The 25,617-nt window shown below is 50.8% G+C and carries 23 protein-coding genes; 2 read left to right on the top strand and 21 right to left on the bottom strand.

Annotated features, from left to right (window positions below):
• Positions 1-274 precede the first annotated feature (274 nt).
• The 20 genes from QZ105_RS01340 to QZ105_RS01245 all read right to left on the bottom strand — a co-directional run bounded on the left by QZ105_RS01340 (position 275) and on the right by QZ105_RS01245 (position 22,629).
• Entirely contained in the window at positions 275-610 is a 336-nt protein-coding gene (locus QZ105_RS01340; protein WP_293728049.1) for a HepT-like ribonuclease domain-containing protein, read from the bottom strand.
• Positions 607-909, bottom strand: a complete 303-nt coding sequence (locus QZ105_RS01335; protein WP_293728048.1) for a nucleotidyltransferase family protein — start codon at positions 907-909, stop codon at positions 607-609. The genes QZ105_RS01340 and QZ105_RS01335 overlap by 4 nt, the downstream gene beginning before the upstream one ends.
• A gap of 482 nt (positions 910-1,391) precedes the next feature.
• Positions 1,392-2,651: a C4-dicarboxylate transporter DcuC gene (gene dcuC, locus QZ105_RS01330; RefSeq protein ID WP_293728047.1), complete on the bottom strand. Its 1,260-nt coding sequence runs from the start codon at positions 2,649-2,651 to the stop codon at positions 1,392-1,394.
• Positions 2,652-2,763: 112 nt separating this feature from the next.
• Positions 2,764-4,788, bottom strand: a complete 2,025-nt coding sequence (locus tag QZ105_RS01325; protein WP_293728046.1) for an LTA synthase family protein — start codon at positions 4,786-4,788, stop codon at positions 2,764-2,766.
• Between the two features lie 21 nt (positions 4,789-4,809).
• The gene (locus QZ105_RS01320; protein ID WP_293728045.1) at positions 4,810-5,751 is read right to left on the bottom strand and encodes a diacylglycerol kinase family protein; all 942 of its coding nucleotides are present in this window, start codon (positions 5,749-5,751) and stop codon (positions 4,810-4,812) included.
• Positions 5,752-5,753: 2 nt separating this feature from the next.
• A complete protein-coding gene (locus tag QZ105_RS01315; RefSeq protein WP_293728044.1) occupies positions 5,754-6,197 on the bottom strand; it encodes a GtrA family protein in 444 nt (147 codons plus the stop codon).
• 79 nt (positions 6,198-6,276) lie between these two features.
• Positions 6,277-6,756, bottom strand: a complete 480-nt coding sequence (gene rlmH / locus QZ105_RS01310; protein WP_293728043.1) for a 23S rRNA (pseudouridine(1915)-N(3))-methyltransferase RlmH — start codon at positions 6,754-6,756, stop codon at positions 6,277-6,279.
• Positions 6,753-7,847, bottom strand: coding sequence for a trypsin-like peptidase domain-containing protein (locus tag QZ105_RS01305; protein ID WP_293728042.1), 1,095 nt, complete (start codon positions 7,845-7,847; stop codon positions 6,753-6,755). Before QZ105_RS01305 ends, rlmH begins: the two co-directional genes overlap by 4 nt.
• Before the next feature lie 43 nt (positions 7,848-7,890).
• Entirely contained in the window at positions 7,891-8,700 is an 810-nt protein-coding gene (locus QZ105_RS01300) for an MBL fold metallo-hydrolase (RefSeq protein WP_293728041.1), read from the bottom strand.
• 145 nt (positions 8,701-8,845) lie between these two features.
• Positions 8,846-9,277 (bottom strand): Fur family transcriptional regulator, encoded by a 432-nt coding sequence (locus QZ105_RS01295; RefSeq protein ID WP_293728040.1) that lies wholly within the window; start codon positions 9,275-9,277, stop codon positions 8,846-8,848.
• 6 nt (positions 9,278-9,283) lie between these two features.
• On the bottom strand, positions 9,284-10,897 hold the full coding sequence (locus QZ105_RS01290; protein ID WP_293728039.1) for a DAK2 domain-containing protein: 1,614 nt from the start codon (positions 10,895-10,897) through the stop codon (positions 9,284-9,286).
• A gap of 18 nt (positions 10,898-10,915) precedes the next feature.
• Entirely contained in the window at positions 10,916-11,773 is an 858-nt protein-coding gene (locus QZ105_RS01285) for a DegV family protein (RefSeq protein ID WP_293728038.1), read from the bottom strand.
• 350 nt (positions 11,774-12,123) lie between these two features.
• Positions 12,124-13,512, bottom strand: a complete 1,389-nt coding sequence (locus tag QZ105_RS01280) for an LCP family protein (protein WP_293728037.1) — start codon at positions 13,510-13,512, stop codon at positions 12,124-12,126.
• Positions 13,513-13,525: 13 nt separating this feature from the next.
• Positions 13,526-14,191: a CoA pyrophosphatase gene (locus QZ105_RS01275; RefSeq protein WP_293728036.1), complete on the bottom strand. Its 666-nt coding sequence runs from the start codon at positions 14,189-14,191 to the stop codon at positions 13,526-13,528.
• 172 nt (positions 14,192-14,363) lie between these two features.
• Complete coding sequence (locus QZ105_RS01270) at positions 14,364-14,723, bottom strand: Hpt domain-containing protein (protein ID WP_293728035.1); 360 nt, start codon at positions 14,721-14,723, stop codon at positions 14,364-14,366.
• Positions 14,724-14,734: 11 nt separating this feature from the next.
• The gene (locus QZ105_RS01265) at positions 14,735-17,224 is read right to left on the bottom strand and encodes an ATP-binding protein (RefSeq protein WP_293728034.1); all 2,490 of its coding nucleotides are present in this window, start codon (positions 17,222-17,224) and stop codon (positions 14,735-14,737) included.
• A 136-nt stretch (positions 17,225-17,360) separates the two neighbouring features.
• Positions 17,361-18,335: a biotin synthase BioB gene (gene bioB, locus QZ105_RS01260; protein WP_293728033.1), complete on the bottom strand. Its 975-nt coding sequence runs from the start codon at positions 18,333-18,335 to the stop codon at positions 17,361-17,363.
• 157 nt (positions 18,336-18,492) lie between these two features.
• The gene (pckA, locus tag QZ105_RS01255; RefSeq protein WP_293728032.1) at positions 18,493-20,058 is read right to left on the bottom strand and encodes a phosphoenolpyruvate carboxykinase (ATP); all 1,566 of its coding nucleotides are present in this window, start codon (positions 20,056-20,058) and stop codon (positions 18,493-18,495) included.
• A gap of 34 nt (positions 20,059-20,092) precedes the next feature.
• Complete coding sequence (locus QZ105_RS01250; protein ID WP_293728031.1) at positions 20,093-21,007, bottom strand: M23 family metallopeptidase; 915 nt, start codon at positions 21,005-21,007, stop codon at positions 20,093-20,095.
• 11 nt (positions 21,008-21,018) lie between these two features.
• Positions 21,019-22,629 (bottom strand): polysaccharide biosynthesis protein, encoded by a 1,611-nt coding sequence (locus QZ105_RS01245; protein WP_293728030.1) that lies wholly within the window; start codon positions 22,627-22,629, stop codon positions 21,019-21,021.
• Positions 22,630-22,830: 201 nt separating this feature from the next.
• Here QZ105_RS01245 and QZ105_RS01240 point away from each other — a divergent pair, with 201 nt between their 5' ends.
• Both QZ105_RS01240 and QZ105_RS01235 read left to right on the top strand, forming a co-directional pair.
• On the top strand, positions 22,831-23,436 hold the full coding sequence (locus QZ105_RS01240; RefSeq protein ID WP_293728029.1) for a hypothetical protein: 606 nt from the start codon (positions 22,831-22,833) through the stop codon (positions 23,434-23,436).
• Between the two features lie 133 nt (positions 23,437-23,569).
• The gene (locus QZ105_RS01235; RefSeq protein WP_293728028.1) at positions 23,570-24,115 is read left to right on the top strand and encodes an NADH peroxidase; all 546 of its coding nucleotides are present in this window, start codon (positions 23,570-23,572) and stop codon (positions 24,113-24,115) included.
• Positions 24,116-24,223: 108 nt separating this feature from the next.
• Here QZ105_RS01235 and QZ105_RS01230 read toward each other — a convergent pair whose 3' ends face one another.
• Complete coding sequence (locus QZ105_RS01230) at positions 24,224-25,438, bottom strand: MFS transporter (RefSeq protein ID WP_366935944.1); 1,215 nt, start codon at positions 25,436-25,438, stop codon at positions 24,224-24,226.
• Positions 25,439-25,617: the final 179 nt, after the last annotated feature.

Here is a 25,617-nt window from a genome sequence, read left to right as displayed (position 1 = left end):
TTGGCTGGTATTTTGCTTTTGTTTCTGCGTCTTGCTACTGAAATGTTATTCTTCTCGCCCAGCTTTATTGGAAACTGTTTATAATAGGCATATCGAGCGCCAATGTAGTACAGTACGGAATTCCGTCATATTCAAGGCACAAATCCAATAAAGCAAAAAACTCGATGACCGCTTCCTTTTTTAGTAGAGAAGTTCGTCATCGAGTTTTAGTTTTTATTTTATTATTTATCAGGCTGCTTTATTAAGCTGCATCACTTTTTCAACGAACATAAAATTATATCAGTTTTTCCAACTGTTTAATAAAAACAGGTAAATCGCAAAGAACGACATCAGCAATGATATTCCAGTTCGTTCCATCATAATCATGTACCAAACGATGCCGAAGTCCTGCTATCATGCCCCACACAATGTCATTATGCTTCGCTTTATATTCACTGGACAAATTATAAACATGTTCGCCAATATTATATAAGGGAGTTGTAACCAACCATTGCAGAGCTATATCTGTCAATAAAGCTTCCTTTGTTATTTCATGAGCAGCAATATACTCATTTAATTTTACTGCTAAGTCATATATTTTTTGAATACGCTGCTTATCTGAATATTTCATGCTACCAGCAGTCTCTCTTTCATAATCGTATTATAAAACTCACTACCCTTGTTTATCTCATTGATTTCAAAAACATCAACATCTTTTTGTAAAGCTTCACGTAATTCTTCAGCAAAGGCAAAAATCATTGTAAGCTTAAAATTTTCTCCGCCAAATACTAAAAAGTCCAAATCGCTGCTCACAGAAGCCTCTCCTCTGGCATAGGAGCCAAATAAATAGATTCTTTGAACTCCGTATTTTGTAGCAATCGGCTTGACCACAGCTATAATATTTTCTATGGTAAATACTTTGTCGCTCATCGTTATGACTCCTTTTCTATGCATCAGTACATGATGTCTTATATACATTATATCAGTACTACACTTTAAGTACAAGGAACAATCGCTAAGCGATTGTTTGAAAAGCTGCCAGAAAAAAGAACGGAAAAAGAAACCCAGTAAAGAAAAAGGCAAGAAAAAAAGACTTTCACTTTACTAATGGCTGTTTTGGGCAATTTATTTAACCCGACCAGCAAAAAAACTTATAAAAAATTTTTTCCGGCGCAGGTTAAATAAAACGGCTTTTTTTGCCATTATATAAGTGAGAGGGTTAAACCTGCGCCCCGCTCTCTCGCTTTCAAGCGCACACCGGTTAAACGCCTGCAAGCATCATGGATGCAGCGCCAATATCGACGCCCTGATCCGCGTAATTGCCGCCGCTAAATAAAGTCAAACGCTCCGGTACTGTCTGCGCAGTTACCGGAGCGTTAATTTTTTGTTTATTATAATAATGAAACTATTTTTTAGAAGAGCAGCAGCACCATGCCTGCAACCAACGCAGCCACAATACCCAGCGCATTGCGTTTGCAAACCTCCATGGGGTCTACGCCGGCAATACCTGCGCAGATGATGGTTGCGCCTGCGATAGGAGAAATAGTACGGCCCAGAGTGCCGCCCAAAGCAGCGATAGAGCCCATATTCATAGTAGAAATGCCAAACTCTACAGCGTGCGGCGTTACGGCTTCGTTAAAAGCTACGGTAGCGGCGTCGCCGGAACCGGAAATCAGCGCCAGCAGGAAGGGGCCGAAAGTTGCGGCAATCTTTACGATGCCGGTGGAATTCAGCATCCATGCAATCAAAGCCTTGATAAGGCCCAAAGCGTTCAGACCGGCTACAAATACGCCTACGGAAATAATAATACCGATAATGTTGGCGTAAGCGTCGCCCATACCATTGAAGAAACTTTTCGTCAGCTCCACGGGATTCTTACGGGTAACTGCCAAGGACAGAATAGCGCCGATAACCATTGCATGGGGCACGCCCATTTTCAATACCGGCACGGTATTGGTGCTGCCCAGCAGCAGAATGATAACGGGCATCAAGGGCATCAAAGCATACAGAGGATTGATGGCAAAGCCTTCATCGTCAATCACAGCGCCTTCAGCCGGAACATAGCCTTTATTTTCCTTCAAAACAACGGCGATGACCGTCAGCACAGCGGCGGCAATAAGTACGCCAACTACGGTAGCCAGCATATGATTGCCGATAACGTCGGTAATCTGCACACCCGCCAGTTTGGCGATAACGCCGTTATGCACTAGGCCGGGGTTCAGCATACTGCCGTAAGTCCCGGACTTAACGGCGGCGGCAGCCATAGCCGGGTGAATACCGGCAGCCATCATAATAGGAATGAAGATAACGCCAACGGCAGCGCTGCAGCCTGCGGCGCTGGGAATAGCGATATTAACCACAAAGGTAGCCAGCGTAGCGCCGGGAATCAGCAAAAAACCAAGCTTTTTCAGCACCTTGCCGATAGCTACAACCAAATGCTTGTCGCAACCCGTGTACTTCATGCACCAGGCAAAGCCCATGCAGGAGCAAACGGAAGTAATCAGACCGGCGTTCGTCATGCTTTTAGCAAAAGCGTCCAGGGAAGCCATGGGTTTACCGGCAATAATACACATTAAAATGCCTGCCGCAATTAAAACCATGCGGGATTCATGGCGTTTCAGCAGCAGCCAGATAACGCCTAAAACAACAAGCGCACCAATAATCAAAAACATAAATACCCCTCCATTAAAATAAAGAATTCTATGATTACTAATTATAAAATAAATACCGGCAGAAGTGTAGCTCTGCCGGCAGTGTATACATAATACTTTTATCAGCGGCCGTTCACTGATGCCATAAACCGTAATAATGAATGATGTAATTGCTTAAAGCGTCCTCATATTCGCTGTCCGGCACCGGCTTATCCATCTGGTCTACGAAATGGCGCTCGCTGGACCAGTAAAAGGCCTTGCCGCCGAAATAGCCCAATGCGTAAGGCAATTCAGCAGGCTGCAGCAAGTTGCGGCCCATAAATTTTTCCGGCACGGGAATTCCCAAAAGATACAGCAGCGTCGGCGCCAAATCAATTTGCGAAGCATATTCGCTGTTGCGCAAAGCGTCCAGCGGCTTAAGATTTTTACTTATAAAAATCAAAGGAATAGGCGCAATGCTCTGCTTATCGTCGGCCTTCGTCACCAGCTTGGTGTACTCGCCGCCGCTGTGCGGATTGTGGTCGCTGGTAATGATGAACAGCGTCCTGTTGTCCATCAGCCCGCGTTTTTCCGCCTCGCGGAAGAAATGCTCCAGCGTTTTATCCACCCAATAAACGCCGCGTACAGTTACGAAAGGATTGTCGCGCACGCCCTCGGGCATTTCGCTCCAGCTGTAGCCCGTATAGGGATAGGGCTGGTGCATATCCAGTGTTTTCGTTACCATAAGCAGGCGCTCGTTTTTCCGCCGCTCCAGCATACGCAGGGTTTCCTCGTACATTACGTCGTTATGATAGCCCCAGCCGCTGGCCCCAGTATAGCCCTGCTTTTCCAAATATTCCTTGGCGTAATATTCCTGCATGCCGAACTGCTCCGGATATTCCCGCAGCTCGTTGGCATAATACTGGCTGGAAGCATTCATGAAAATGCCGCGCATCCCATGTGCCTGCACGCAGCGAAACAGGGACGGCGTATCCTTGCCCGGCACGTCCTTATCCATAATCAAATGGGAACGAAAGGTAGCGTTCAGGCCCTGGGTCGTCGGCACCGCCGAAGAATAATATTTGTTAAGATGAGGATAGCGGATAATCAAGCTGTTTAAAAAGGGCGTAGCCTTTTCGGGAATATTACCGTTGTAATAATTGATATAATCGCGGTGCATGGATTCCAAAATCAGCAGCACCACCCTGTCGTACTGTGCCGGAATCTGCGGCACCTGCGCTTTGGGCACGGGAATGCCCAGCTGTGCCAGCAGAGCCTTATCCTTATCCGTCAGCTCGCGCATTTCCACGTGCTGAGCTCCCGCGATTTTATCCGTATCAAAAAGCGCCTTGCCGATAAAATTGACGTTGATGGGCACCGACAGCATATTGCGGTAGCTCATGCGCGTTTTTTCGTTTTCTATTTCCACATACATGCCGATAACCGTTTCCACGCCGTACATACCTACTGCGCCCAGCAGGCGGTCGGTTAGATTGAGCACGATGGAAAACATAGCCACGCACAGCAGCGACCAAGCGAAATTAGGCTTGCGCCTGCCCGGCGGCGACACGCGGAACAATAAAAGTATCAGCGCCACCGCGCCGATAATAGCGGCAATCAGCGTATTGCTCATGGTTGCCAGCACGCCCTGAGCCGCATAAATATTGAGATTTTGAAAGAGCACGCTTTCCACGTGCATAGAGGTCTGCCAAAAGTAAAAAGCGTCGAAAACAATCGCCAGAGCCGAAAACAAATACACGGCGAAGTAAATTATTTTCATAAGCAGATTGGGCCATTTATGGTAGCACATAGCCGTTACCAGCAGCACCAGCACGTTATTATTCAACCCGGCCAAAATGCTCAGCGTCGTCTGCAGCCCCTTGTCCAGGCTGAGCTGGCGCACCATAAAGAACGCCGCGCCCAAATACAAAAGCCCCACGACAATTACGGGGAAATAACGCCTGATACGGTCGGGCAAGCGGCCGCGGCGGTAGTACAGCAGCCACACGATAGCCGCCAGCAGGCTGTCCCGCAGCAGATGGTCAAAAATCTGAAAATAAAATTCATTATAGGGGAACGGGTCGGCTCCCGTAAAATTACCGTAAGCCAAGTAACCCTCGACAGCGCCTGCCGCCGCCAAAAACAGCAGCACCGCGCCCTTAACTCCCAAGCTTCCCATTTCCTTCACCTTACAGTCCGGTCAGGCCAAAAATTTAATCGGCGCATCCTCCATCACAATGCTCAGCGGCGCGCAGGTCACAGCGTCGCCGTCCAGCTCCGCCGCAAAATTTTCCGCGTTGCAGCGAATTTCCAGCTTGCGCGCTTTGCGGATAATAATATCACTGTCCAAATTCAGCGCTTCCATAGCGATGCACGCGGCATAACGAATAAAATCGCCGCGCGTGCAGCCCGTGAATAAAGCCACGTGCAGCATGGGCGAAGAAAGCGACGCCCCAGTAAACAAATTATAACGGCCGGCATAATAACGGCTCTTGCCGACTATAACCGACGAAGCCTCGTGCCATTCCGCTTCGTCGTCAAATCGCACCTCAAAGCGGTAGCGCCAGTTATTGAAAAGCAGCTCCTTGCGCATCAGCTCCGTGCCCTGCCATACATAGGCCAGCTTATTCAGCAGCTTCTTTTCCTTTTCGGAAACGCTGTCCACCACCAGGGAATCGAAGCCTATGCCCGTAACCGTCAAAAAAATGTGCCCGTTAGCTCGGCCCAAATAAACAGGCACCTCAATGCCTTTAGCTACGCGCTTTAGCCATTTGCCGGGGTCGCCGCTGACCAGCAGCTCCTTCGCCACCAAATTCACCGTACCTGCCGGGAACACGCTGATATAGGGCGCATAACGACGGTTGGCCAGCTGCTCGATTAACGCGCGGATAGTGCCGTCGCCCCCCGCAATAATTACCCAATCGGCCTGCTCATCGACAATTTTCTGCGCAATTTCCGGCAGCTGGTCGAAATACTTAATCTCGCACATTTCTACATTTTTAAAGCCCACCAGCTCCTTGAGCAGCTTAAAGACCTCGTTCACCTTAGCCATCATACTGGCAAAAAGCTGCTTGCCGGAATTGCGGTTATAAACCAGCACGACCTTTTTAAATTTTGTAACGTCAGTATAAGTTAGCGACATGTTCAGCTCCTAAAAATCCACTTTTTACGCGAAAGGTAGTTCCACACAACTACGATACAGCTGGTGAGCACCTTGGAAAGCATGGGCTCCCACCCCAGCCAGCTAACGAAAATATACATCAGCAGCAAATTAAAGCCTAAGCCCATAACGCTTACGAGAAAGACCAGGCTTAATTCCTTGCCGCGGTTATAGCGGCTGCCGCTGTCAAAAACCAATACGTTTCCCAAAAAATAATGGTACAGAGTGGATAAGCAAAACGCCATAGCCGTGGAGGTCATGGTCAGCGCCGTCAGGCTCATGCCCAGCCCGTTCAGCAGATAATGCAGCAGCAGATAAAATAGCGCCCACTCTACCAAAGCCGCCGTGCCGCCCACAAAAAGATACAGCGCCAGCTTAATAAATTCGCTGTCCGTATAATCAATACCAAACAAAACTTTTCTGCGCATAGAAAAACTCCACCTAAAGCATGATGATTTATTATAGCACACTTTACATGGAGTTTACAAAGGAAATAATGTGACGGAATTACCAATGATACTTTTCCCCGCGGCTGATTTTAAAGGCCCGGTAAATCTGCTCCAGCAAAAGCAGACGTATCATTTGATGTGTGAAGGTCATTTTGGAAAAGCTCAGCGACATATCTGCGCGCCGCCGCAAAGCGTCCGTATATCCGAAGGCCCCGCCGATGACAAAGGTCAGATGGCTGTGCCCAGCCAGCGCCAGACTATCCATCTTTGCCGCCAGCTCCGGCGAGGAAAGCGGCTTACCAACTACGTCCAGCAAAATCACATAGGAATTTTGCGGAACGACGGCCAGCAAGCGCTGCGTTTCTCGCTCCAGCACCTGCTGCTTTTCCGCAGGCGCCGGGTTCTCGGGCATACGCTCCTCGCTGATAGCAATCGTTTCCAGCTTACAGAAAGGCGTCAGCCTTTTAGTAAACTCCACGATACCGGCTGTAAGATATTTTTCTTTAATCTTCCCCACGCAGGCAACGGTTATCTTCAATTAGCGTACTCCTCCGGCACTTCCTCCAATACCACTGTCTTAGTCTGGGTATCGCCGTTACGCATAATCAAAACATCCACGCTCTGGCCTACCTTGCATTCGGACAGCTTACTGCGCAGCTCTAAAGCCGTGGACACCTTGCTGCCGTTAAAGTTCAAAATAATATCCCCAGCGCGGATATCGGCCTTAGCCGCAGGGCTGTTAGGCACAACCTTAACCAGGAAGATACCGCCGTGCAGGTCGATTTCAAAGCCGTAGCGGGCGGCAATATCCTTATCCATCAAAGAAGCGCCCAGATACGGTCTGGCAACACGGCCGCGGTCTGCCAGTTCCTGCAAAATCGGCTTGGCCGTGTTTACCGGAATGGCAAAACCAATGCCTTCTACGCCGCTGACGGCAATCTTAGCGCTGTTGATGCCTACTACCTCGCCGTCGGCATTGACCAACGCGCCGCCGCTGTTGCCGGGGTTAATAGCCGCGTCCGTCTGAATCAGATTAAATTTACGCTCGCCGATTTCAATGCTGCGGTTCAAAGCGCTGATAACGCCCGCGGTAACGCTGCCGCGAAACTCCAAGCCCAGCGGATTGCCGATAGCGATAGCAGGCTCGCCTACCTGCAAGGTATCGCTGTCGCCAAATTCAGCGACGGTCAGATTATCGGCGTTAATCTTAACTACGGCTAAATCGGTCACAGCGTCAGCGCCCAAAACCTTGCCCTTAACGGTACGGCCGTCGGACAGGCTGACGATAATTTCCGAAGCGCCCTCCACCACATGATTATTAGTGGCAATATAACCGGCCTTATCGTAAATAACGCCGCTGCCTGTGCCGCGCTCCGTCAGCTTCACTCTGTTGAAGAAATCGCGCACATAGGCCTTATTGGTGATGCCCACAACCGCCGGACCTACCTTTTTAGCCGCCGTTACTATCGGCGTATTGCGGGCGGCGCTCAGCTGCTGCTCCTGTTTAGTCTGCGGCTTGCTGTCAGCTGCGGAGGTTTTATTATCGCCGCAGCCAGCCACCAAAACGGCTGCGCCCAACAGACCGCAAACTAAAATATTGGCGGTCTTTTTCCATAAACTCTTTTGCATATTATTCACTCCTTAAATCATATTCTCGTATATTTCAGCGAGCTTAAAAGATGCATAGCTGCTGCAGGGGAAAGTCCGACACAATGCTATTCTGCGCCGCTACGAAAAGCTGCGTTTCCGGCAGCCGCTTTTTGCTGTCCAAAGCATTCTGCACCGTGGATAGCGCTAACTGCGGACGGTTATTCTGTTCGCTTAAATGCGCCAGGATTACATGCCTGGGCAGCCGCGGCAAATGCAAAAGCAGCTGCGCCGCCGTCACATTGGCCAAATGCCCCCGCATACCTAAAATGCGCTGTTTCAAATCATAGGGATAGCTGCCGGTTTTGAGCATCTCCACATCGTGATTAGCCTCCAAAACCAGCACGTCGCTGCCGCAGACCGCCTCGCGTACTACCGGCGTAATATAGCCGGTATCGGTAACATAGGTGCATTTACAGCCACCGCTGCGCCAGGTGAAGCTGTAGCCCTGAGGCTCCGCAGCATCGTGAGGAATAGCAAAACAGTCCACCCGCACATCGCCGCACAGCATGCTGGCCCCCGTCAGACGGCAGTTATCGCGCGCCAGGGCCGGATATTTCTGCCAAAGGGCGCGCCAGGTGCCTTCGCTGGCATAAAGCGGCACCCGATATTTTTTAGCGAAGGTCGCCAAGCCCTTGACATGGTCGATATGCTCATGAGTTAAAAAGACCCCGTCCAGCTGCTCAGGTCCGGCCCCCGCTTCCCGCATACGCTTAACCAGCTCGCGGCAGCTGACGCCTACGTCCACTAAAAAGCGCTGGCTGTCCGTACTGATGAGAGCGGCGTTCCCCTTGCTGCCGCTGGCCAGCATTACTACTTGAAAATCCTTAGACAATCCGGTGCACTCCTATCGCTATAACGCCTATATTATAACAAAATTTCATAAAATTATTGTGGCGTTTTGGTAAAAATCATGCTACGAAAAGAAAAAGTGTACTGAAAGCCACGCGCAGTCAGTACACTTGCACAAAATATATTCATCAATGCACCCTGCGGCATTCCGGGCACAGGCCGTAGAAGAAAAATTGCCGCGTATTTATTGCATAACCGCTGCTTGCTTTTACCAGCCGCGTCAAATTATCCGCTGCCGCGCCGTCGGGCATAGCGTCCTCCACTCTGCCGCACTGCAGGCAATGCAAATGGCAATGCTCCGTAATATTAGCGTCGTAACGGTAGCTGTCCTCGCCAATATTCAGCACTTTGATAACATTGATAGTATGCAAAATTTCAATCGACTTATATACTGTGGCAAAGCTCATGGCCGGAAATTTAGGCTGTAATTTTTTATACAGCATTTCGGCATTGGGGTGCCAAATTTCGTCCGCCAGCGCCTCGTACACAGCCAAGCGCTGCGGAGTCACCTTATAGCCGTGCTCGCGCAGCATATTCGTCAATTCCTGACTAGTAAGCATTTTACATCACTCCATTGCTAAAAGCAGGGGATATAAAGGCTGTCCCCCGTAAAATGTTTCCACTTCCCAGTCCTCATTCATATTCTGAAGCTTATCCGCTAATTGCCCTGCTTCCGCTTCGCTTAAATCTGCACCGTAATACATGCTGATAAGCTCATAATCCCCCTCGCGCAGCATTTGCTCCAGCACCGCTTCAATGCTGGCGCCTGTGCAGACAAGCTTATCGTTTAAAATGCCAAGGTATTCGCCCTCATGCACCTCAAGCCCGTTAACCACGCTGTTGCGCACGGCTACGGTCACGCTGCCGCTGGCGGCCTCCTTAGTCTCCTTAGTCATAATGACTGTGTTTTCATCCAAGCTGCGGGTAGAGTCAAAATGCAGCAGCGCCGCCAGGCCCTGCGCCACATTAGTGCTGGGCACAAAGGAAACCTTGGACGCTCCCATGAGCTTGCGTACCTGCTCGGCAGCCAAAATAATATTTTTATTGTTCGGCAGAATAATATACTGCTCGCAAACGCCGTTTTCAATAGCCTGTACAAAATCTTCCACCGGCGGGTTCATGCTCTGGCCGCCGCTGATGATTTCAGCCGCGCCCATTTCATGCATAATCTTCGCCAATCCTTCGCCGGGCGCTACGGTCAGCACGCCTACGCCATGCTTAACCGGCTTAATATCCTCCGCAGTAAACAAGCGGTTTTCATGCTGGTCGCGCATATTTTCTATTTTAATATCGTGCAGCGTGCCCCACTCTTGGGCCGTATTCAAAGCGTCTCCGGGATGCTTGGTGTGGATATGCACCTTAACGATATCCTCCACCACGGCCACAATCATAGAATTGCCGAAGCCCTGCAAAGCATCGCTGACCGTTTTTTTATCTACGCTGGCGCCCTTGACGATAAATTCCGTACAGTACGGATATTCCAAATCCAAAGGCTCTCCTTTAATAGTTACGCCTGCCGCTGCCTTAGGCGCAATTTGCAGCACCTCGCAGTCATGGCCGCGCAGTCCTGCCAAGCAGCCCTCAAAGAAAACTATCAATCCCTGGCCGCCGGCGTCCACTACGCCCGCAGCTTTTAAAGCAGGCAGCATTTCCGGCGTTTTTGCCAGCTCCTCCTTGCCTGTGCGGATGGCTTCCAGCAGCACGTCTTCCAGACTGACGTTTTTGCCGCGAACCGCATGGTAAGCGCCCTTTGCCATACCGCGAGCCACCGTCAGGATAGTTCCCTCCACCGGCTTGGATACGCTGCGGTAGGCGTACAAGATGCCAAACTGGAAGGCTTTGCCGATTTCCGTATTATTAAGCGTTTTTTTACCGGCCACGCCCTTACCGATGCCGCGCAGCAGCTGGGATAAAATGACGCCGGAATTGCCGCGCGCGCCCATAATAGCGCTGCGGGCGGCAGCCGCGCCGATCTCGCCAGCCTCTGCCGTATCGCTCATGGCGCTGATAGCCTTCGCCACAGAAGCCATGGTATGCATCATATTCGTACCCGTATCGCCGTCCGGCACCGGGAAAACATTCAAATCGTTAATCGCTTCAAAATTTTTTTCAAAGCTGTGATAGGCTCCCAGCAGCATATCCTTTATCTGCTTGCCGGTGATAACCTTCATTTCCTCCATTCTTTCCACACCTTTCCTTTAAGCCCTGCGGCGCACGAAAAGTCCGATAACGCCGGGGCCGAGATGAGCAGCCAAAACCGTGCCGATGCCTGTCAGCAAAACCGGCAGGCCGGGGAACAGCTCCTGCATCTGCTGTTTTAAATAAACCGCGTCTTCTTCAGCCTCCGCATGGGCCACAAATATAGCCTCCAGCGGCGCTTGGGAAGCGGCCAATTCTATCATACGCTTCAGCACCTTTTTGCGGGTACGGCATTTATCGGCGACCTCCAGCCGCCCTTCTTTATCCAAATGCACAATGGGACGAATGCCAAAAATGCTGCCAAGCAAAGCGCCTACGGCGCCAATGCGTCCGCCCTTCTGCAAATAATCCAAAGTGTTGACGCTGAAATACGTTTCCGTGCGTTCTACCATGGAGCGGGCCATTGCTTCCAGCTCGTCGATGCCAGCGCCCTTATCGGCATGAGCCAGCGCCTCCATAGCGATACCGCTTATGGGGCAGGCCGCGGTTTTGCTGTCGATAATGCGGATGTCCGCGCCCTTAATTTCTTCCATAACCTGCTTAGCGGCTACGCAAGCGGTTTGATAGGTTCCGCTTAAAACGCTGTCCACCGTCAGCATAATAATCTTTTTGCCAGCCCGGCTCAATTCGGTAAACATTTCCAACATGGTCCCGATGGGCGGCTGCGAGGTTCCCGGCAGTTTACCGCTTTTTTCCACCATAGCGAACATTTCTGCCAAAGAGCGGTCACCGTCCAGCCACTCCAAATCCCCGTGGCGGGCGATAAGCCGCAGCACATGGCAGCGAGGGTCGTCCTTCAGCGGCGTTTCTCCCGCAATTGCTATACTGTCTACTATAACGTGTATTTCATCGTGCATAATAGCCTCCTGCAAAATATATTAGTCTTAGATTCTGTAATTTATCCGCACTTATTCCATATTATATTATATTGTACCATAATCTGAATATTATTACCACATTTTATCGCTACTCATCTGCCTGTCTTTTATTATATAAAAAAGCTGCACAGGAAAAATAGCAAAAAAAAAAGCCCTTACGAAGAAGGGCCAAATGAGGGGCTGTTTTGATGCTCTTAGTATAGCAAATTTGTATACAAAATGCAAGCACTTTTTTGTAATTTTTCTAACATTTTCTTGTCCATATATTAAGAACGAACGACGTGCTGGAAGATATTTTAGCATTTTTATATTTACAACGCGCCGTAAAATTATTTGTAATCAGCGCCCAGCATAACCACGCCGTCGCAATCAGCCGCTCCGTCGCGGCTAATGCGCAGCCTGTGCTTAAAGGGAACATTGGACAAACGCCCTACTACGGCGCCGTTATTAGTAGTGGAAATTACGGTTGTTTCAGCCAAAAGCTCGCCGCTGCCGCCATTGATAACCGTGAAGCCGGCGTCACGCAGCCGCGCCAAAGCCTCTGCTCCGGCGGTTTTACTGCCGCTGCAGTTTACCAACCGCACCACAGTACCGTCGCGCTTAACCTCGGAAGCAGCCTTATCAGCCTTCTTACCCTTTTCGTCCTTAGCAGCCTGCTTTTTCTCCGAGTTTTCCTTAGCCTGTTTAAGCTTCTTTCTATCTTTCTTCTCCTTAGACTGCTGCTGCTCCTTTTCTTCCTTTACGGCTTCCTTATTTTCGCCGCTGTCGTCGCCGCCTTCTGCCTTAGCCACAGCCTCCTGATACTGCTTTTCCATAAGCTCGGCTGCGGAACGATACCTTTCGGTCATTTCCGCGCCCTGCATTTTTACCATCTGCTCGCGCAAATCCGTAATATCCGGCAGCCAGTAGCTGATGCCGTCAATATATTTGGGCGTTCCCGGAACAGTCGCCATAGCCAGGCCCTGGCTTTTAACCATTGCGTGCAGCGCCCTGCCCAAATCCACCATATCGCTCAAGGGTAAATCCGTCTTAACCATGCTGGTCAGCTGCTGCGCCAAGCCGGGAATATGCAGCAGCATATTGGCAGAGGTTATTTTATCATATACGGCCAGAAGGAAGTGCTGCTGGCGGCGGATACGGCCGATGTCCCCCTCCTCGTCGCGGTAACGCACATACTGAATAGCGGTCTTGCCGTCCAAATGCTGCCGCCCTTTTTTCAGGTCGATCTTAAAGCCGTCCCAATCGTCGTAATAATACATATCGTTTTCTACATCTATATCCACGCCGCCGATAGCGTCCACTAAGCCTTGGAAGCCGTTGAAATCAACCATCACATAATTATTGATTTTCAAGCCCAAAAGCTCCTCCACCGTTTTCTGCGTCAGCTCGCGGCCGCCGTAAGCGTAGGCATGGTTAATTTTATCCCAGCCATGCCCCTGAATAGGCACGCGGGTATCGCGGGGAATGGACAGCAGCGAGGCGGCCTTTTTATTGGTATCGAACATCACCACAAACAAGGTATCGCTGCGGCCAACGTCATGTTCTTCAGCACGCTCGTCCACGCCTAAAACGACAATATTCTTTTTCATATTCAGTCGTTCCTTGGGCTCTAAATTATCCAGGCCCTTTTCCGGATTTAAATAACCGAATAATAAATAGGCCAAGGCGCATACCACAGCCACCAAGCCTAAAATTTTAATAGAAAACAATCTTCTCATACAAGCCTGCCCCTCATCTTTCTTCACCGCTTACAAAGGCGGCCAGCTCCTTACCGCTGCGCCGCAAAAAAGCGTACAATATCCGCGCCGTCAATCCCCAGATTACGCGGCCTTCATATTCATAAAAATAAACGTAATATTCCTTGTGCTTACGCCAGCCCCGCATTCTGTTAGGCACTAGGTCAAAGGGGAAATCCTCGCCGGGGTGATCCGCCAGCTCCATAGAGCAACGCTTCGGCGTTATAGCCAGCAGCTCCTTTACAGGCACGGTAAAAATACATTCCACCTCGCTGGCGCTGTAGGTAATTTTAGAAATATCGTCCAGCACTCCCACAAACGGGTGAATGATGGGTCCGGTATGCGTAACCAGCGAATCCAGCTCGCCGCATAGGGTAATGCTCTGCGGCAGCAGACCCAGCTCCTCGCAGGTTTCGCGGACTGCCGCCGCCGCAAAATTAGCGTCGCTGCATTCCACCTTACCGCCGGGGAAGCAAATTTCTCCCGGCTGCCGCCGCAAACTGTGCGCCCGTTCCTCAAAAAGCACGGCTATGCCCTTATCGGTCTGCACCAAGGGCAGCAGCACCGCCGCTTCCCACAGCCTGTCCAGCTTATCTATGCCTGCCGGACGGCGGTTCAGGCGCTCATATAATACCTGCTGTAATTTATCCATCTTGTTCATAGCAACACCTTATTATATCGCTTTCATAGTAAAAATAAAATACAATATTTTATTTCTCCGCCGCCAAATCATACTCCTGCCGGAAAATATGACAAAGTTGCAAAGAATGCTGTAAAAAATTTTGCGCGTACTAAGGAAAGAAAAAGCCGCCGCCCGCAAGCGGCAGCTTCATTTACTCCAGCTCCCCAATATACCGCAGCGTTTTTTCCCATTGCGGCACGATAGCAGCCAATTGGCTCTGCGCCTGCCGCGGCTGAAAGCCTTCGCTGCGCAATAGCTGCACCAGTCCGGCAAAGGCCGCGCTCAAATCCGCCAACCCAAGATTAGCGCAGACGCCCTTTAAATTATGCGCCCGCCGCAAAGCCTCCTGCCAATCCCCTGCCGCTGTCCGCTCCTGCAAAGCGTCAAAATCAGCGCTAGCCAGCAGCTTGCGCAGAAAGCGCGCATACAGCTCTTCGCTCCCCATAAAGCGGTCCTCCAGGCTTCCTGCTACATCAATACTTATATATTGAGGCAATTCCTGCAAATTCATTGTATCAGCTCCTATTTATGAATATATTCCTCCATCATTTGCGCCAAAAGCTTCATCTGTACCGGCTTAACCATGTAATTATTCATGCCGGACTTCATGGCAGCCTCTACATCGTAGCTGCTGCTGCTGCCGGTCAGCGCCAGAATAGGCACGCTGTCCGCATCGGCACGCAGCAACCGGCGAATCGCCCGCGCTGCCTCGCAGCCGCCCATTTCCGGCATCTGCATATCCATCAGCACCATACTGATGCTGCCCTCCGGTGCGGCGGCGAACTTTTCCCCCGCCTCCCTGCCGTTGCCGGCAGCGATGACCTCCAGCCCGTTCATGGACAGCAGCTCGCTGATAATTTCCATATTGATATCGTTATCCTCGGCTACCAAAACGCGGCAGCCGGCAAAATCCGCCAGCTTCGGCGCTTGCTTAACGGCCTGCTCCCGCTTGATCAGCAAAAAAGGCAGCGACACGACGACGCAGGTTCCCTTATCCACCTCGCTGGTGATATGAATAGCTCCGTCCAGACGCTCCACCAGGCTTTTAACGCTGGTCATGCCCAGGCCGGTGCCCACCACCTTCGGCACGCCAAAGCGGCTGTCGCGTTCAAAGGGATTATAAATTTTTTCCAGAAATTTTTCCGACATACCGCAGCCCGTATCCTTTACAATAAAGGTATACATAGCCCGATTACGCTTTTCGCCCGCCTCCCGGCGCACCAAAAAGCTGATTTTACCATTAGCCTTGGTATACTTAAAGGCGTTGGACAAAATATTATTGAGAATCTGATGCAGGCCCTGCAAATCGCCGCTGACCATTTCCTTTGCCAGCAGCACCTGCTGTTCAAAATATTTTTGCTCAATCTCGGACTGAGCTGCAAAAATGCCGCCAATTTCCTTAACCGCAGCCGCCAAATCAAAGGTTTCCTGCAAATGCTCCACCTTGCCGGCGTCCAGCCGCGCCATTTCCAAAATATCGTTAATCAAGGTCAAAAGCTGCTTGCCGGAGGATTTTATCTTGCTCACATAATCGCTGACCAAGGCCCTGTCGTCCTTGTGCAGCTCGGCCAGCTCCGCCATGCCGATAATGCCGTTTAAAGGCGCGCGCATATCGTGCGACATAGCGGAAAAGAACATATTGCGCGATTTAGTATTTTCCCGCGCCACTTTCAGCGCCCGTTCCGTCACTTTCATATGCTCCAGCTCGCGCAGCTTTTCTGCATCCACCTCGCGGAAGAAGAAGATGGCCTCGTTCTTGCCCAGCATCTCGTCGCGCAGCAGGCGCACATTGACCCACTTAAATTCATTGCCGAAACGCTGGCGAAATTCGCCGCCAAATTCGCAAATGCTATGTTCCACCAGATTTTTAATATTCTTCAGGGAAAAGGTATCGGCAAATTCTGCGGCCGCTTCCGGCTCCACATAAGTAACTATCTGCTTTAATAAATCCTCATAATTGCCTTCGGAGGCCAGCACAAAGCCCATATTGGCTTTAAGCATAGTGTACTGCCCCGTCTGAAAGTTAACGCGGAAAACCGCCAGGAAGGATTTGCTCATAACCTGAACGACCTCGTTAATATTCTGCATCTGTTTGCTAAGCAAATATTCGCGCAGGGACAGCATAACCACCATCACAAAGAAAATGCCCAGCGTCAGCAAGAACCATTGCAGCAAATTCTGATAATCACCCATAAGATAATCATAGGGAATCGTTACAATGGAAATCCAGCCGCGGTCCGATACCGTATAATAAACGCCGCGCTTATTTCCCTCTAAGTCGATAATATAGCCGTCGCCGCCCTTGCGCAGCTCGCCGAAGATATGGTCCACATAAGGCTGCTGCGCCTCGATGGTCATATTGCGGTCATTTATGGCAAACATAATATTGCCGTTGGGGTCGCACAAATAATAATAGCTTTGCCGCGGCAGCCTGTTTTCTGCCAGCAGCGAATTAAGCTGTTCCGGATAGAGGTTCATCGCCAGCACGTCATTGCCGTGATCCAGGCGAATAGCCATCGTCAGCACATATTCGTTGCTTCGGCCAAAGCGGTAAAGATTAGTATAGGCCACGTTGCCCTCGTTGGACAGCGCCGCCTTATACCATTTCAGCTGATTAACGTCGATATCAGGCTCGTCCAGACGGCTGCCAATCAAACGCCCGTCTATAACTGCGCACATATCAAAGCTGGTAACGTCCGTATTGCTTTTCATATAATCAGTCAACCGGCGCAGAGCCTGTTCAATTTCCGCGTCGGTCCAGCTTGCTTTAAGAGGCAGCATATCGCCCATGCTTTGCGCCACGCTGCGCAATAAAAGCTCTTGCGCTTTAATCTTGGACGTTTCCCGGCTGGCGAAGCGCGCCGCTACCTCCTGTCCCATAATATGCGAGTTTTCCAAAATTTTTTCACACACAATATGCAGGCTGACGGAAGATACCAGGAGAAAGAAGGCAAAAACAATAACGCTGAACCAGGACACCTTATACGTTCTGTTAAAGATATTCAGCTTCACAGTTTAACGGCCCCCTTTTTACGATCTTTAAATAATATTTATACACAATAATTATACTCTATTACATTTTTTTGTACAAGTCAAAAAAAGGCTGCCGTATCGCGGCAGCCTGACGGTACATTGTGCATTTGTAGCTTCAACGCAAATATACGGGTACAATATCGCGTCCTAAATTTACCAGCAGTTCCTTGTCGCTGGCAATTGTAGAGCCCGATGTGGTCAGCATATTGCCTGTAATGGTAGCGCTGGCGCCGCTCTGGAAAGCGCGCTCGCCATCGTTATGCATCAAACGACGCCCTGCCGCCAGACGGATATTAGCTAAAGGATTGATGTAACGGAAGAAGGCTACGGTACGCAGAATATCGTCCTCTGAAAGCGTAGGTAAATTTTCCAGCGGCGTGCCCTTAATCGGCATTAATGCGTTGATAGGAATGGACTCGATTCCCAGCTCCGCTAGGCTTAAAGCCATATCCAAGCGGTCCTCCCAGGTTTCGCCCATCCCAATAATGCCGCCGCTGCAAACGCAGAAGCCTTCCTTTTGCGCCAGCTTAATGGACTCTATTTTATCGTCATAGGTATGCGTAGTGCAGATATGCGGGAAAAAACGGCGCGATGTTTCAATATTTTCGTGATAGCTTTCCACGCCCGCTTCGTGCAGTCGGTGAAACTGTTCCGCCGTCAAAAAGCCGTGAGAAGCGCATAACGACAGCTTGCATTTGGCTTTCATCTCTTTGTAGGCGGCAATGGCCTTCTCGAAATCAGCGCCGCTCAATCCGCGCCCTGCCGTCACGATGGCAAAACGGTCCACGCCCTCGCTTTCGTTAGCCAAAGCTTCGTTGACGATTTTCGACTGGCACAGGAAAGGATATTCTTCAATCCCCGTTTTATTATGAGCCGACTGAGCGCAGTATTTGCAGTTTTCACCGCAGCGCCCGCTCTTGCCGTTGATAATCGTACACAGGTCTACCTTATCGCCGCAAAAATGCTTGCGGATAAGGTCCGCGCCCTCGCACAATTCCTGCAAATCACAGGTAAGGAAGATGCTGACGTCATCCTCCCTGGTAATTCTTCTGCCATCAATAATCTGCTGGGCCAATTTCTTAACATCCATACTAACGCCTCTTTCTTTAAATACTTATTTGCTAAGTAGGTTTATGCTATAAAAAATTAACGAAAGCTTCCGCAAGCGCGCCCGCTTTCGTTAACCACGATTATAGCATATATTAACTTGAATGACAAGCAGCAAAAAGCAACCGGCAGCAGTAATTTTAAGCCTTTGGTCCTGCCGAAAGAATATCGTCAGTAATCAGGCCGTGAAACTTAGCCACATTTTTGCCGAACAGCGCCGCCAATCTGTGCAGCTGCTCGTCGTAAGCTGCTTTATCCTCCCAGGTGTTGCGCGGATTTAAGATATCTGCCGGAACATCCGGACAAGAGGTTGGTATTTGAAAGCCGAATACAGGAAAGCTTTCCCATTGCACATTATCCAGCTCGCCGTCCAAAACGGCATTGACTAGGCGGCGGGTATATTGCAGCCGTATGCGGTGCCCCTTACCATAAGGCCCTGCGCTCCAACCCGTATTAACCAGATAAACGGACGCGCCGTATTCGTTAATCCGCTCGCCCAGCATTTTGGCGTAGGTCAGCGGCGGCAGCGGCAGGAAAGGCTCGCCGAAGCCGATGGAAAAGGTAGCCTGCGGCTCTACAATACCATCCTCCGTTCCCGCAACCTTGCTGGTATAACCGGAAAGATAATGGTACATAGCCTGCTCCGTCGACAGCTTAGCCACCGGCGGCAGCACGCCGAAGGCGTCGGCCGTAAGGAATACAATAGTCTTAGGATGAGCCGCCACGCTAGGCAGCAAAGCGTTATCGATATAATGCAGCGGATACGCCGCACGAGTATTTTCCGTCAAAGCGATATCGTCATAATCCGGCTGGCCGTTTTCATCCAAAATCACATTTTCCAGCACAGTATTTTCCTTAATAGCCCGGAAAATCTGCGGCTCCGTATATTCGCTCAAATGAATGCACTTGGCGTAGCAGCCGCCTTCAATATTAAAAACGCCGTCCTTGCTCCAGCCATGCTCGTCGTCGCCCACCAAAGCGCGGGTACCGTCGGCAGAAAGCGTCGTCTTGCCCGTACCGCTGAGTCCGAAAAACAGCGCCGTGTCGCCCTTCTCGCCTACGTTGGCCGAGCAGTGCATGGAAAAGACGTCCTGCTTAGGCAGCAGATAGTTCATAACCGTAAAAATACCCTTCTTCATTTCCCCAGCATACTGGCCGCCGCCAATAAGCACCACCTTTTCCTTCAGGTTGATGATAACGAACATCTCCGAGTGTACGCCGTCCTGCTCAGCGTCGGCATAAACTCCGGGCATACACATAACCGTAAAGCCTTCGGCGTCCATGGGCACTGCTTCGTCGCTGATAAACAGATTGCGAATAAACAGCTGGTGCCAGGCCAGCTCGTTGACAAAATGCACCGGCAAGCGATAGCGCGCGTCAGCTCCCGCATAGACGTCGGTCACATACATTTTATGGTCGGCGGCGTAAGCCAGCATTTTGCGGTACAAGCGCTCGAAGGTTTCCGGACTGCAGGGCTGATTGTTTTCCCAACACAGCTCGTCATGAGTCGTTTCATCATCCACAAAAAATTTATCCTTGGGAGAACGGCCGGTGCGTTTGCCCGTGGCTACGCGCAAAGCTCCGTTAGCGGCCAGAATGCCTTCGCCGTTGCGCAGCGCCTCCTGCACCAATTCCTCGCGGGACAAGTCGAAAACCGGCCGCTGTACCGCCGCATCAATTTCCTGTCGTAATTTTGTCAAAGCCATAAAAATCTCTCCATTACTCAAATTGTTATTTGCTTTACTTTAATACATAAAACGGGTCGACATTCTGCCCGTCTGCCAAAACCTCGTAATGCAGGTGCGGTCCCGTACTGTAGCCAGTACTGCCGACAAAGCCGATGATCTCGCCCTTGATGACCTGCTGGCCGGCGCTCACCGCCAACCCGCTCATATGCCCGTATATAGTTTCGTAACCGTTACCATGATTCAAGCGGATGCAACGGCCATAGCCTCCGTTCCACCCGGCCTGCTCCACCGTACCTGCCGCAGCCGCGTATACCGGCGTACCAAAATCCACGGCGATATCCACGCCCGTATGCCATTCATAGCCTGCGTCGATAGGGCCGGTGCGCCCGCCGTAGCCGCTGCTGATAACGCCGCCGTCCGTCGGCCAGCGGTCTGGGAAAGCCGCCAGCGTACCGCTGCGCCCCTCCAGCTCGCCCAGCAAATTGCTTACAGAGCGTTTCGTCGCGTCCAAGCCGCGGCGTATATTAACATTCTGAGCCTGCAAAACAGCCATCGTACTTTGGGCGTCCATGCTTTTTGCACCGCCCTGCCCTGTGTACGAACTGGCGGCGGCAGGCGTATCCGTCAAGGCCCCGGCGTTCAGCCTGCTGCTGTCCACATCGCGGATAATAGCCCGCCGCAGCTTCTTCTCCAAATTGGAGATTTCGGCCATGTCCCGCAGCATCTTTTCATGATCGTTCAAAAGCTGCTGCAGCTTAGCCTGCTGCTTCTCCTTATGCTCCTTGTACGCGGCAAACTCTGCCGCCTCGCTGCGGTAATCCGCCAGCTGATAATATAAATAACCGGCTGTTCCCACCGCTGCGGCCAGCAGCACCGCCGCAGCTGCCAGCCCGGCCTTAAGCCTGCTGTACGCAAAACGCGCCGTTCTGCCGTCCGGCAGATGCAGCTCGCATTTTTTGTCCTGCATTTATTACTACCTCACTTGAAAAGACCAAAGCGCTGGCCCACAGCCAGCAATCTGCGTCCAACAAAGGGCACATTGTCCAAATCCTCCTTGCTCAGCCCGCCAAAGGCCAGCAGGGATAAAGCGTAAGCCGGTACAGCCGCCGCCATAGCGAAAAGCACGCACCACATACCCATGCTTTCCGTCGCAGCCAGCACGCCGTAAATCACAGCGCCCATCACGCCAGCAGCCAGCAACGGGCGAATGACATTGCTGAGAGAAAAGGCATAGCCCGTCAGCTTATAAATAAAACCCATATTGATAATTGCCGCTACGGCGAAATCCGCCACCGTCGCCAACGACGCACCCTTAATACCCAGTTCAGGCAGAGCTGTCAGCTGCCAGCTCAAAAAAACCTTCACAGCGCAGGCCAAAATCATATTGATTACCGGAATCGCCGTGCGCCCCAAGCCCTGCAAAATGCCCGTGCTTATCTGATGCATCCCCAAAAACAGGATGCCGACGCTCATGGTCTGGATAGCGCCTGCCGCGCCGGGAGCATTATAAATAAGCGCCGCCACCTTTTCCGCCAAAAAGAACAAGCCCATAAAGCAGGGAAAGGTAATAATCATGGCTACGCGAAAAGCAATGCGGATTTTATCCCGGATGGCGTCAGCCTGTTTTAAAGCGCGGGATTCGGAAATAGAAGGCACCAGGCTGATGGTCATAGCCGCCGTAAAGATGGTCGCCAGATTGACCAGCGGCACCGCCATGCCCGTCAGATAACCAAAAAGCTCCGTAGCGTGGCGCACGTTAAAGCCTGCAGCCTCTAAGCGCTGCGGCACGATCAGCAAATCCAGATTAGCGCCGATGGGCAGCATCAGACTGGTCAAGGATACGGGCAGCGCCAGCTTCAGCAAGCGCTTAATAATATGCCCTGCGCTTTCCTCCGGAATGCTGTCATCCTGCGCCGCCATTTCCGCCTGCAAGCGCCGCTTCAAACGGCGGTAAAACCACATCAGCACCAAAAGAGCGCAGAAAGCGCCGACGCCCGCGCCCATGCTGGCGCCGCCAGCCGCATATGCCAGGCCGTAGGGCATAAACAGGTCGGCAAAAATCAGCATCGTAATAACGCGCGTCAGCTGTTCCACCACCTCAGAGGCAGCCGTAGGCGTCATAATCTGCCAGCCCTGCAGATAACCGCGGAAGCTGGCAAGAAAGGTTACAAAAAATACGGCCGGAGCCAAAGCGATAATGGAATAGTAGGCCCGCGCATCACGAATAATATGCTGGCTGATTAAAAAATCCGCTCCGAAAAAGAGCGCCGAAGAAAACAAAAGGCCCGACACCAGCAGGAGCCGCAGCGAAACGTTAAAGACACGCTTCGCTCCGCGGTAATCCTTATTCGCCAGCTTTTCCGAGGTAATAATGGAAATAGCCACAGGCACGCCCGCCGAAGAAACGGTAATCGCCATTAAATAAATGGGAAAGCCCATTTGATAAAGGCCGATGCCTTCGCCTCCCAAAACGCGGGATAAAATAATCCAGTTCAGCGAGCCGATAATTTTTACCACAATACTGGAAACAGCTAAAATCATCGTGCCCTTTAAAAATTTACTATTGGAATTCTGCTTATCGTCGCTCATTCTGATCCGCCTTAAAATCAAATATAATCGTACAGTATAATTATCCTATTTTCCGAGCAATTTTACAAGCGTTTTTCACACTTAAATCATATATCTGCCATGGCAGAAGCTTGCATAATAACGCCGATATGCTACAATAATCATAATACACAGGCCGTTTGGCAAAATCATATGAAACGGCCTTTAAGGAGCTGAACAAAAATGAAAAAAACAATAACAGCATTAAGCGCCTGCCTCTTGGCAGCCGCCGCGTTGGCTTCCGGCGTTTCCGCCTCGCCGCTGAAAAATTACAGCGTCGGTAAGGTAGCCGTAGACGCAGGCATTACCCTGCCCTCCAGCTTGAAGGGCGGCAATTATAAGATGAGCAAAAGCGACAGTACCTACCTGGGCGCTACCGTTGGCATCGGCAGCAATATGGCGCTGAATTACAAATGGAATAATTACAAGGCTGACCAGGGCAAAACCCGCGCGCAGCAGCTGAACCTGATGTACAAGCTGCTGCCCGGCATTTCCGCTTACGCCGGTTATCTTAACGCCGATACCTCTACCGACTTTGGCGGCAAAACGAAAAATTCCGGACAGGTAGGTCTTTCCGCAGCCTATGATATTCCTTTACTCTTTACAGTTTGGGGCAACGTAGGCGTGGGCAATAAAAATTCCGGCTACGAAATCGGCGTCAGCAAGCCTATTTTGAATAATCTGGAGCTGAACGCTTCTTACTACGACCAAAAGTTTAACGACGCGTTGGGCGACGACGGCGATATGCGAGCCAAAGGCGTGAACGTAGGACTGACGGTCAAGTTCTGATTCAGGCTTTACTTGCACAGCGAAGCAACAAACAATAATTATTGACGGCTGCTTTAAATTGTGGTATTATGTAGGCGTCAAGGTTGCACATCATTGTGCTGTAATGCAATATAAAATTTGGAGGGAATTTAATATGAAGAAATTTGTATGTCAAGTTTGCGGTTATGTGTATGAAGGCGAAGCTGCTCCGGAAAAATGCCCGCAATGCGGCGCTCCGGCTGCAAAATTCACCGAACAAAAGGGTGAAGTTACTTGGGCTGCAGAACACGTTGTAGGCGTTGCCGCCGATGTTCCTGAGGACATCAAAGCAGACCTGCGCGCTAACTTCAACGGCGAATGCACCGAGGTTGGCATGTATCTGGCAATGGCTCGCGTAGCTCATCGCGAAGGCTATCCGGAAATCGGCCTGTACTGGGAAAAAGCCGCTTATGAAGAAGCAGAGCATGCCGCTAAATTTGCAGAGCTGCTGGGCGAAGTTGTTACCGACTCCACCAAGAAGAATCTGGAAATGCGCGTAGAAGCTGAAAACGGCGCTACCGCTGGCAAGACTGATCTGGCAAAACGCGCCAAAGCTTTGAACCTGGACGCTATCCATGACACCGTTCATGAAATGGCCCGCGACGAAGCTCGTCATGGCAAAGCTTTCGCTGGCCTGCTGGCTCGTTACTTCGGTAAATAAGCAAATTGCATAAAGCAAGCAAAGCCTCCTGGAGCAATCCGGGAGGCTTTTTATGCGCAAAAAATGGCGCTGCCAATACGGCAACGCCGTTTTCCATCATTAATTGTCTTACGATAGCGCTTCGTCTTTACCGTGACGCAGATATACCGCGCCGCTGATAAGCAAAAGCAGTGTGCCTGCCACAAAGAACAAGCTTTTTAAAGGGAAGAAGGTAGCTATCAAGCCTCCGGCCAGCGGCCCCACCATGGAGCCGAACTGCTGGGCGCTGAACATAAAGCCAAAAACGCGGCCTCGTTGGTCGGCGTCCGTATTGCTGGCCAGCACCGCGCTTAAGGAGGGCTGAATACCAGCGCTGCATAAGCCATAGGTAAAATTACCCACGCAGAACAGCGTCAGTGTATCGGGAATGGCCACAATAAAATTCATTACGCCAGCCAGCAGCGCCGCCAAATACAGGCTGCGATAAAAGCCGTGGCGCTGACCGAAGCGGCCCCAGCTGGGCGCGGTCAAAGCGCTAGCAATCCCCACCAGGCTGAAGACAAAGCCTGACAGAAAAATTAAATTGCCCTCGCCATGATTCAGCTCCGCCACATACAAGCTCAAAATCGGCTGTATCAACAGAATAACCATCTGTGCCACCGCCACATAAAACATCGTTTCCCGAATCACCGGCCGCTGCAAAAGCTGCGCTTTGGGAGCAGTCTCCTTGCGAACTGCTTCCTGCTTGGGCGGCTCCGGGATATATAAATAAAAGACCGCAGTAATAATGGTCAGCAGCGTGCCTGCTACCATAAAGGAGCTGCGCATGCCAAAGGCCGTAGCCAATGTGCCGCCCAGCAGCGGACCGATAACATTGCCGCAGGTCAATCCGGCCTGCAGGATGCCCAGGCTCACGCCCAGCTTATCCATGGGCACCAGGCTGGTGGCCAGCGCCAGGCAGGCGCTCCACAAACCGGCGGCAAAGCCTTGAATGACGCGCACGCCGAACATCTGCTCCGGGCTCGTTACAATGCCGCCTAAAAAATAGGATATGGCCAGGCCCGCGCCCGCCCGCATCGCCATCATTTTTTTACCCTTGGTATCAGCCATCCTGCCCCAAATGGGAGCCATAATGCCGCCAATCAAAAAGGTTATGGAAAAAATAGCGCCGTTCCACATTTTTACATGCTCCGCGCTGACGCCCAGCTCGTTCATCAAATACATGGGCAAAAATGGTATCAGCATCGTATAGCCCGCAGCCATCATCACTACGTTAGCCGTTAAAATCGCCAGAACAACCTTCCAGTTTTTCAAAATAAAACCTCCAAAAATAAAAAAGACCATGCAGTTCAAAAACCCGCACAGAATTCATCTTCAAAAACACTCGCAACTTCTGCACTAATTATAAGCCGTCCCACAGCTTTTTGCAAGCCGCAGGCCAGATTGCCGCATAAAAATAATAAAGGAGCCTGCGCTGTGGTGACGCAAGCCCCTCTATCATTTTGGAGGAGAAAATATGGATA

It is taken from the genome of uncultured Phascolarctobacterium sp., assembly GCF_905212365.1.
Lineage (GTDB): Bacteria > Bacillota > Negativicutes > Acidaminococcales > Acidaminococcaceae > Phascolarctobacterium_A.
Note: the sequence above shows the minus strand (reverse complement) of the source record. Positions and strands in the feature narration are given on the sequence as shown.

Excerpts from the sequence above, each read along its gene's own strand:
- QZ105_RS01285 (WP_293728038.1), bottom strand. The coding sequence starts at position 11,773 with ATGCACGATGAAATACACGTTATAGTAGACAGTATAGCAATTGCGGGA.
- QZ105_RS01270 (WP_293728035.1), bottom strand. The coding sequence starts at position 14,723 with ATGAATTTGCAGGAATTGCCTCAATATATAAGTATTGATGTAGCAGGA.
- pckA (WP_293728032.1), bottom strand. The coding sequence starts at position 20,058 with ATGGCTTTGACAAAATTACGACAGGAAATTGATGCGGCGGTACAGCGG.
- QZ105_RS01250 (WP_293728031.1), bottom strand. The coding sequence starts at position 21,007 with ATGCAGGACAAAAAATGCGAGCTGCATCTGCCGGACGGCAGAACGGCG.
- QZ105_RS01280 (WP_293728037.1), bottom strand. The coding sequence starts at position 13,512 with ATGAGAAGATTGTTTTCTATTAAAATTTTAGGCTTGGTGGCTGTGGTA.
- QZ105_RS01305 (WP_293728042.1), bottom strand. The coding sequence starts at position 7,847 with ATGCAAAAGAGTTTATGGAAAAAGACCGCCAATATTTTAGTTTGCGGT.
- QZ105_RS01320 (WP_293728045.1), bottom strand. The coding sequence starts at position 5,751 with ATGTCGCTAACTTATACTGACGTTACAAAATTTAAAAAGGTCGTGCTG.
- bioB (WP_293728033.1), bottom strand. The coding sequence starts at position 18,335 with ATGGATGTTAAGAAATTGGCCCAGCAGATTATTGATGGCAGAAGAATT.
- QZ105_RS01230 (WP_366935944.1), bottom strand. The coding sequence starts at position 25,438 with ATGGTCTTTTTTATTTTTGGAGGTTTTATTTTGAAAAACTGGAAGGTT.
- dcuC (WP_293728047.1), bottom strand. The coding sequence starts at position 2,651 with ATGTTTTTGATTATTGGTGCGCTTGTTGTTTTAGGCGTTATCTGGCTG.
- QZ105_RS01340 (WP_293728049.1), bottom strand. The coding sequence starts at position 610 with ATGAAATATTCAGATAAGCAGCGTATTCAAAAAATATATGACTTAGCA.
- QZ105_RS01335 (WP_293728048.1), bottom strand. The coding sequence starts at position 909 with ATGAGCGACAAAGTATTTACCATAGAAAATATTATAGCTGTGGTCAAG.
- QZ105_RS01315 (WP_293728044.1), bottom strand. The coding sequence starts at position 6,197 with ATGCGCAGAAAAGTTTTGTTTGGTATTGATTATACGGACAGCGAATTT.
- QZ105_RS01245 (WP_293728030.1), bottom strand. The coding sequence starts at position 22,629 with ATGAGCGACGATAAGCAGAATTCCAATAGTAAATTTTTAAAGGGCACG.
- QZ105_RS01295 (WP_293728040.1), bottom strand. The coding sequence starts at position 9,277 with ATGCTTACTAGTCAGGAATTGACGAATATGCTGCGCGAGCACGGCTAT.
- QZ105_RS01325 (WP_293728046.1), bottom strand. The coding sequence starts at position 4,788 with ATGGGAAGCTTGGGAGTTAAGGGCGCGGTGCTGCTGTTTTTGGCGGCG.
- QZ105_RS01275 (WP_293728036.1), bottom strand. The coding sequence starts at position 14,191 with ATGAACAAGATGGATAAATTACAGCAGGTATTATATGAGCGCCTGAAC.
- QZ105_RS01290 (WP_293728039.1), bottom strand. The coding sequence starts at position 10,897 with ATGGAGGAAATGAAGGTTATCACCGGCAAGCAGATAAAGGATATGCTG.
- QZ105_RS01235 (WP_293728028.1), top strand. The coding sequence starts at position 23,570 with ATGAAGAAATTTGTATGTCAAGTTTGCGGTTATGTGTATGAAGGCGAA.
- QZ105_RS01240 (WP_293728029.1), top strand. The coding sequence starts at position 22,831 with ATGAAAAAAACAATAACAGCATTAAGCGCCTGCCTCTTGGCAGCCGCC.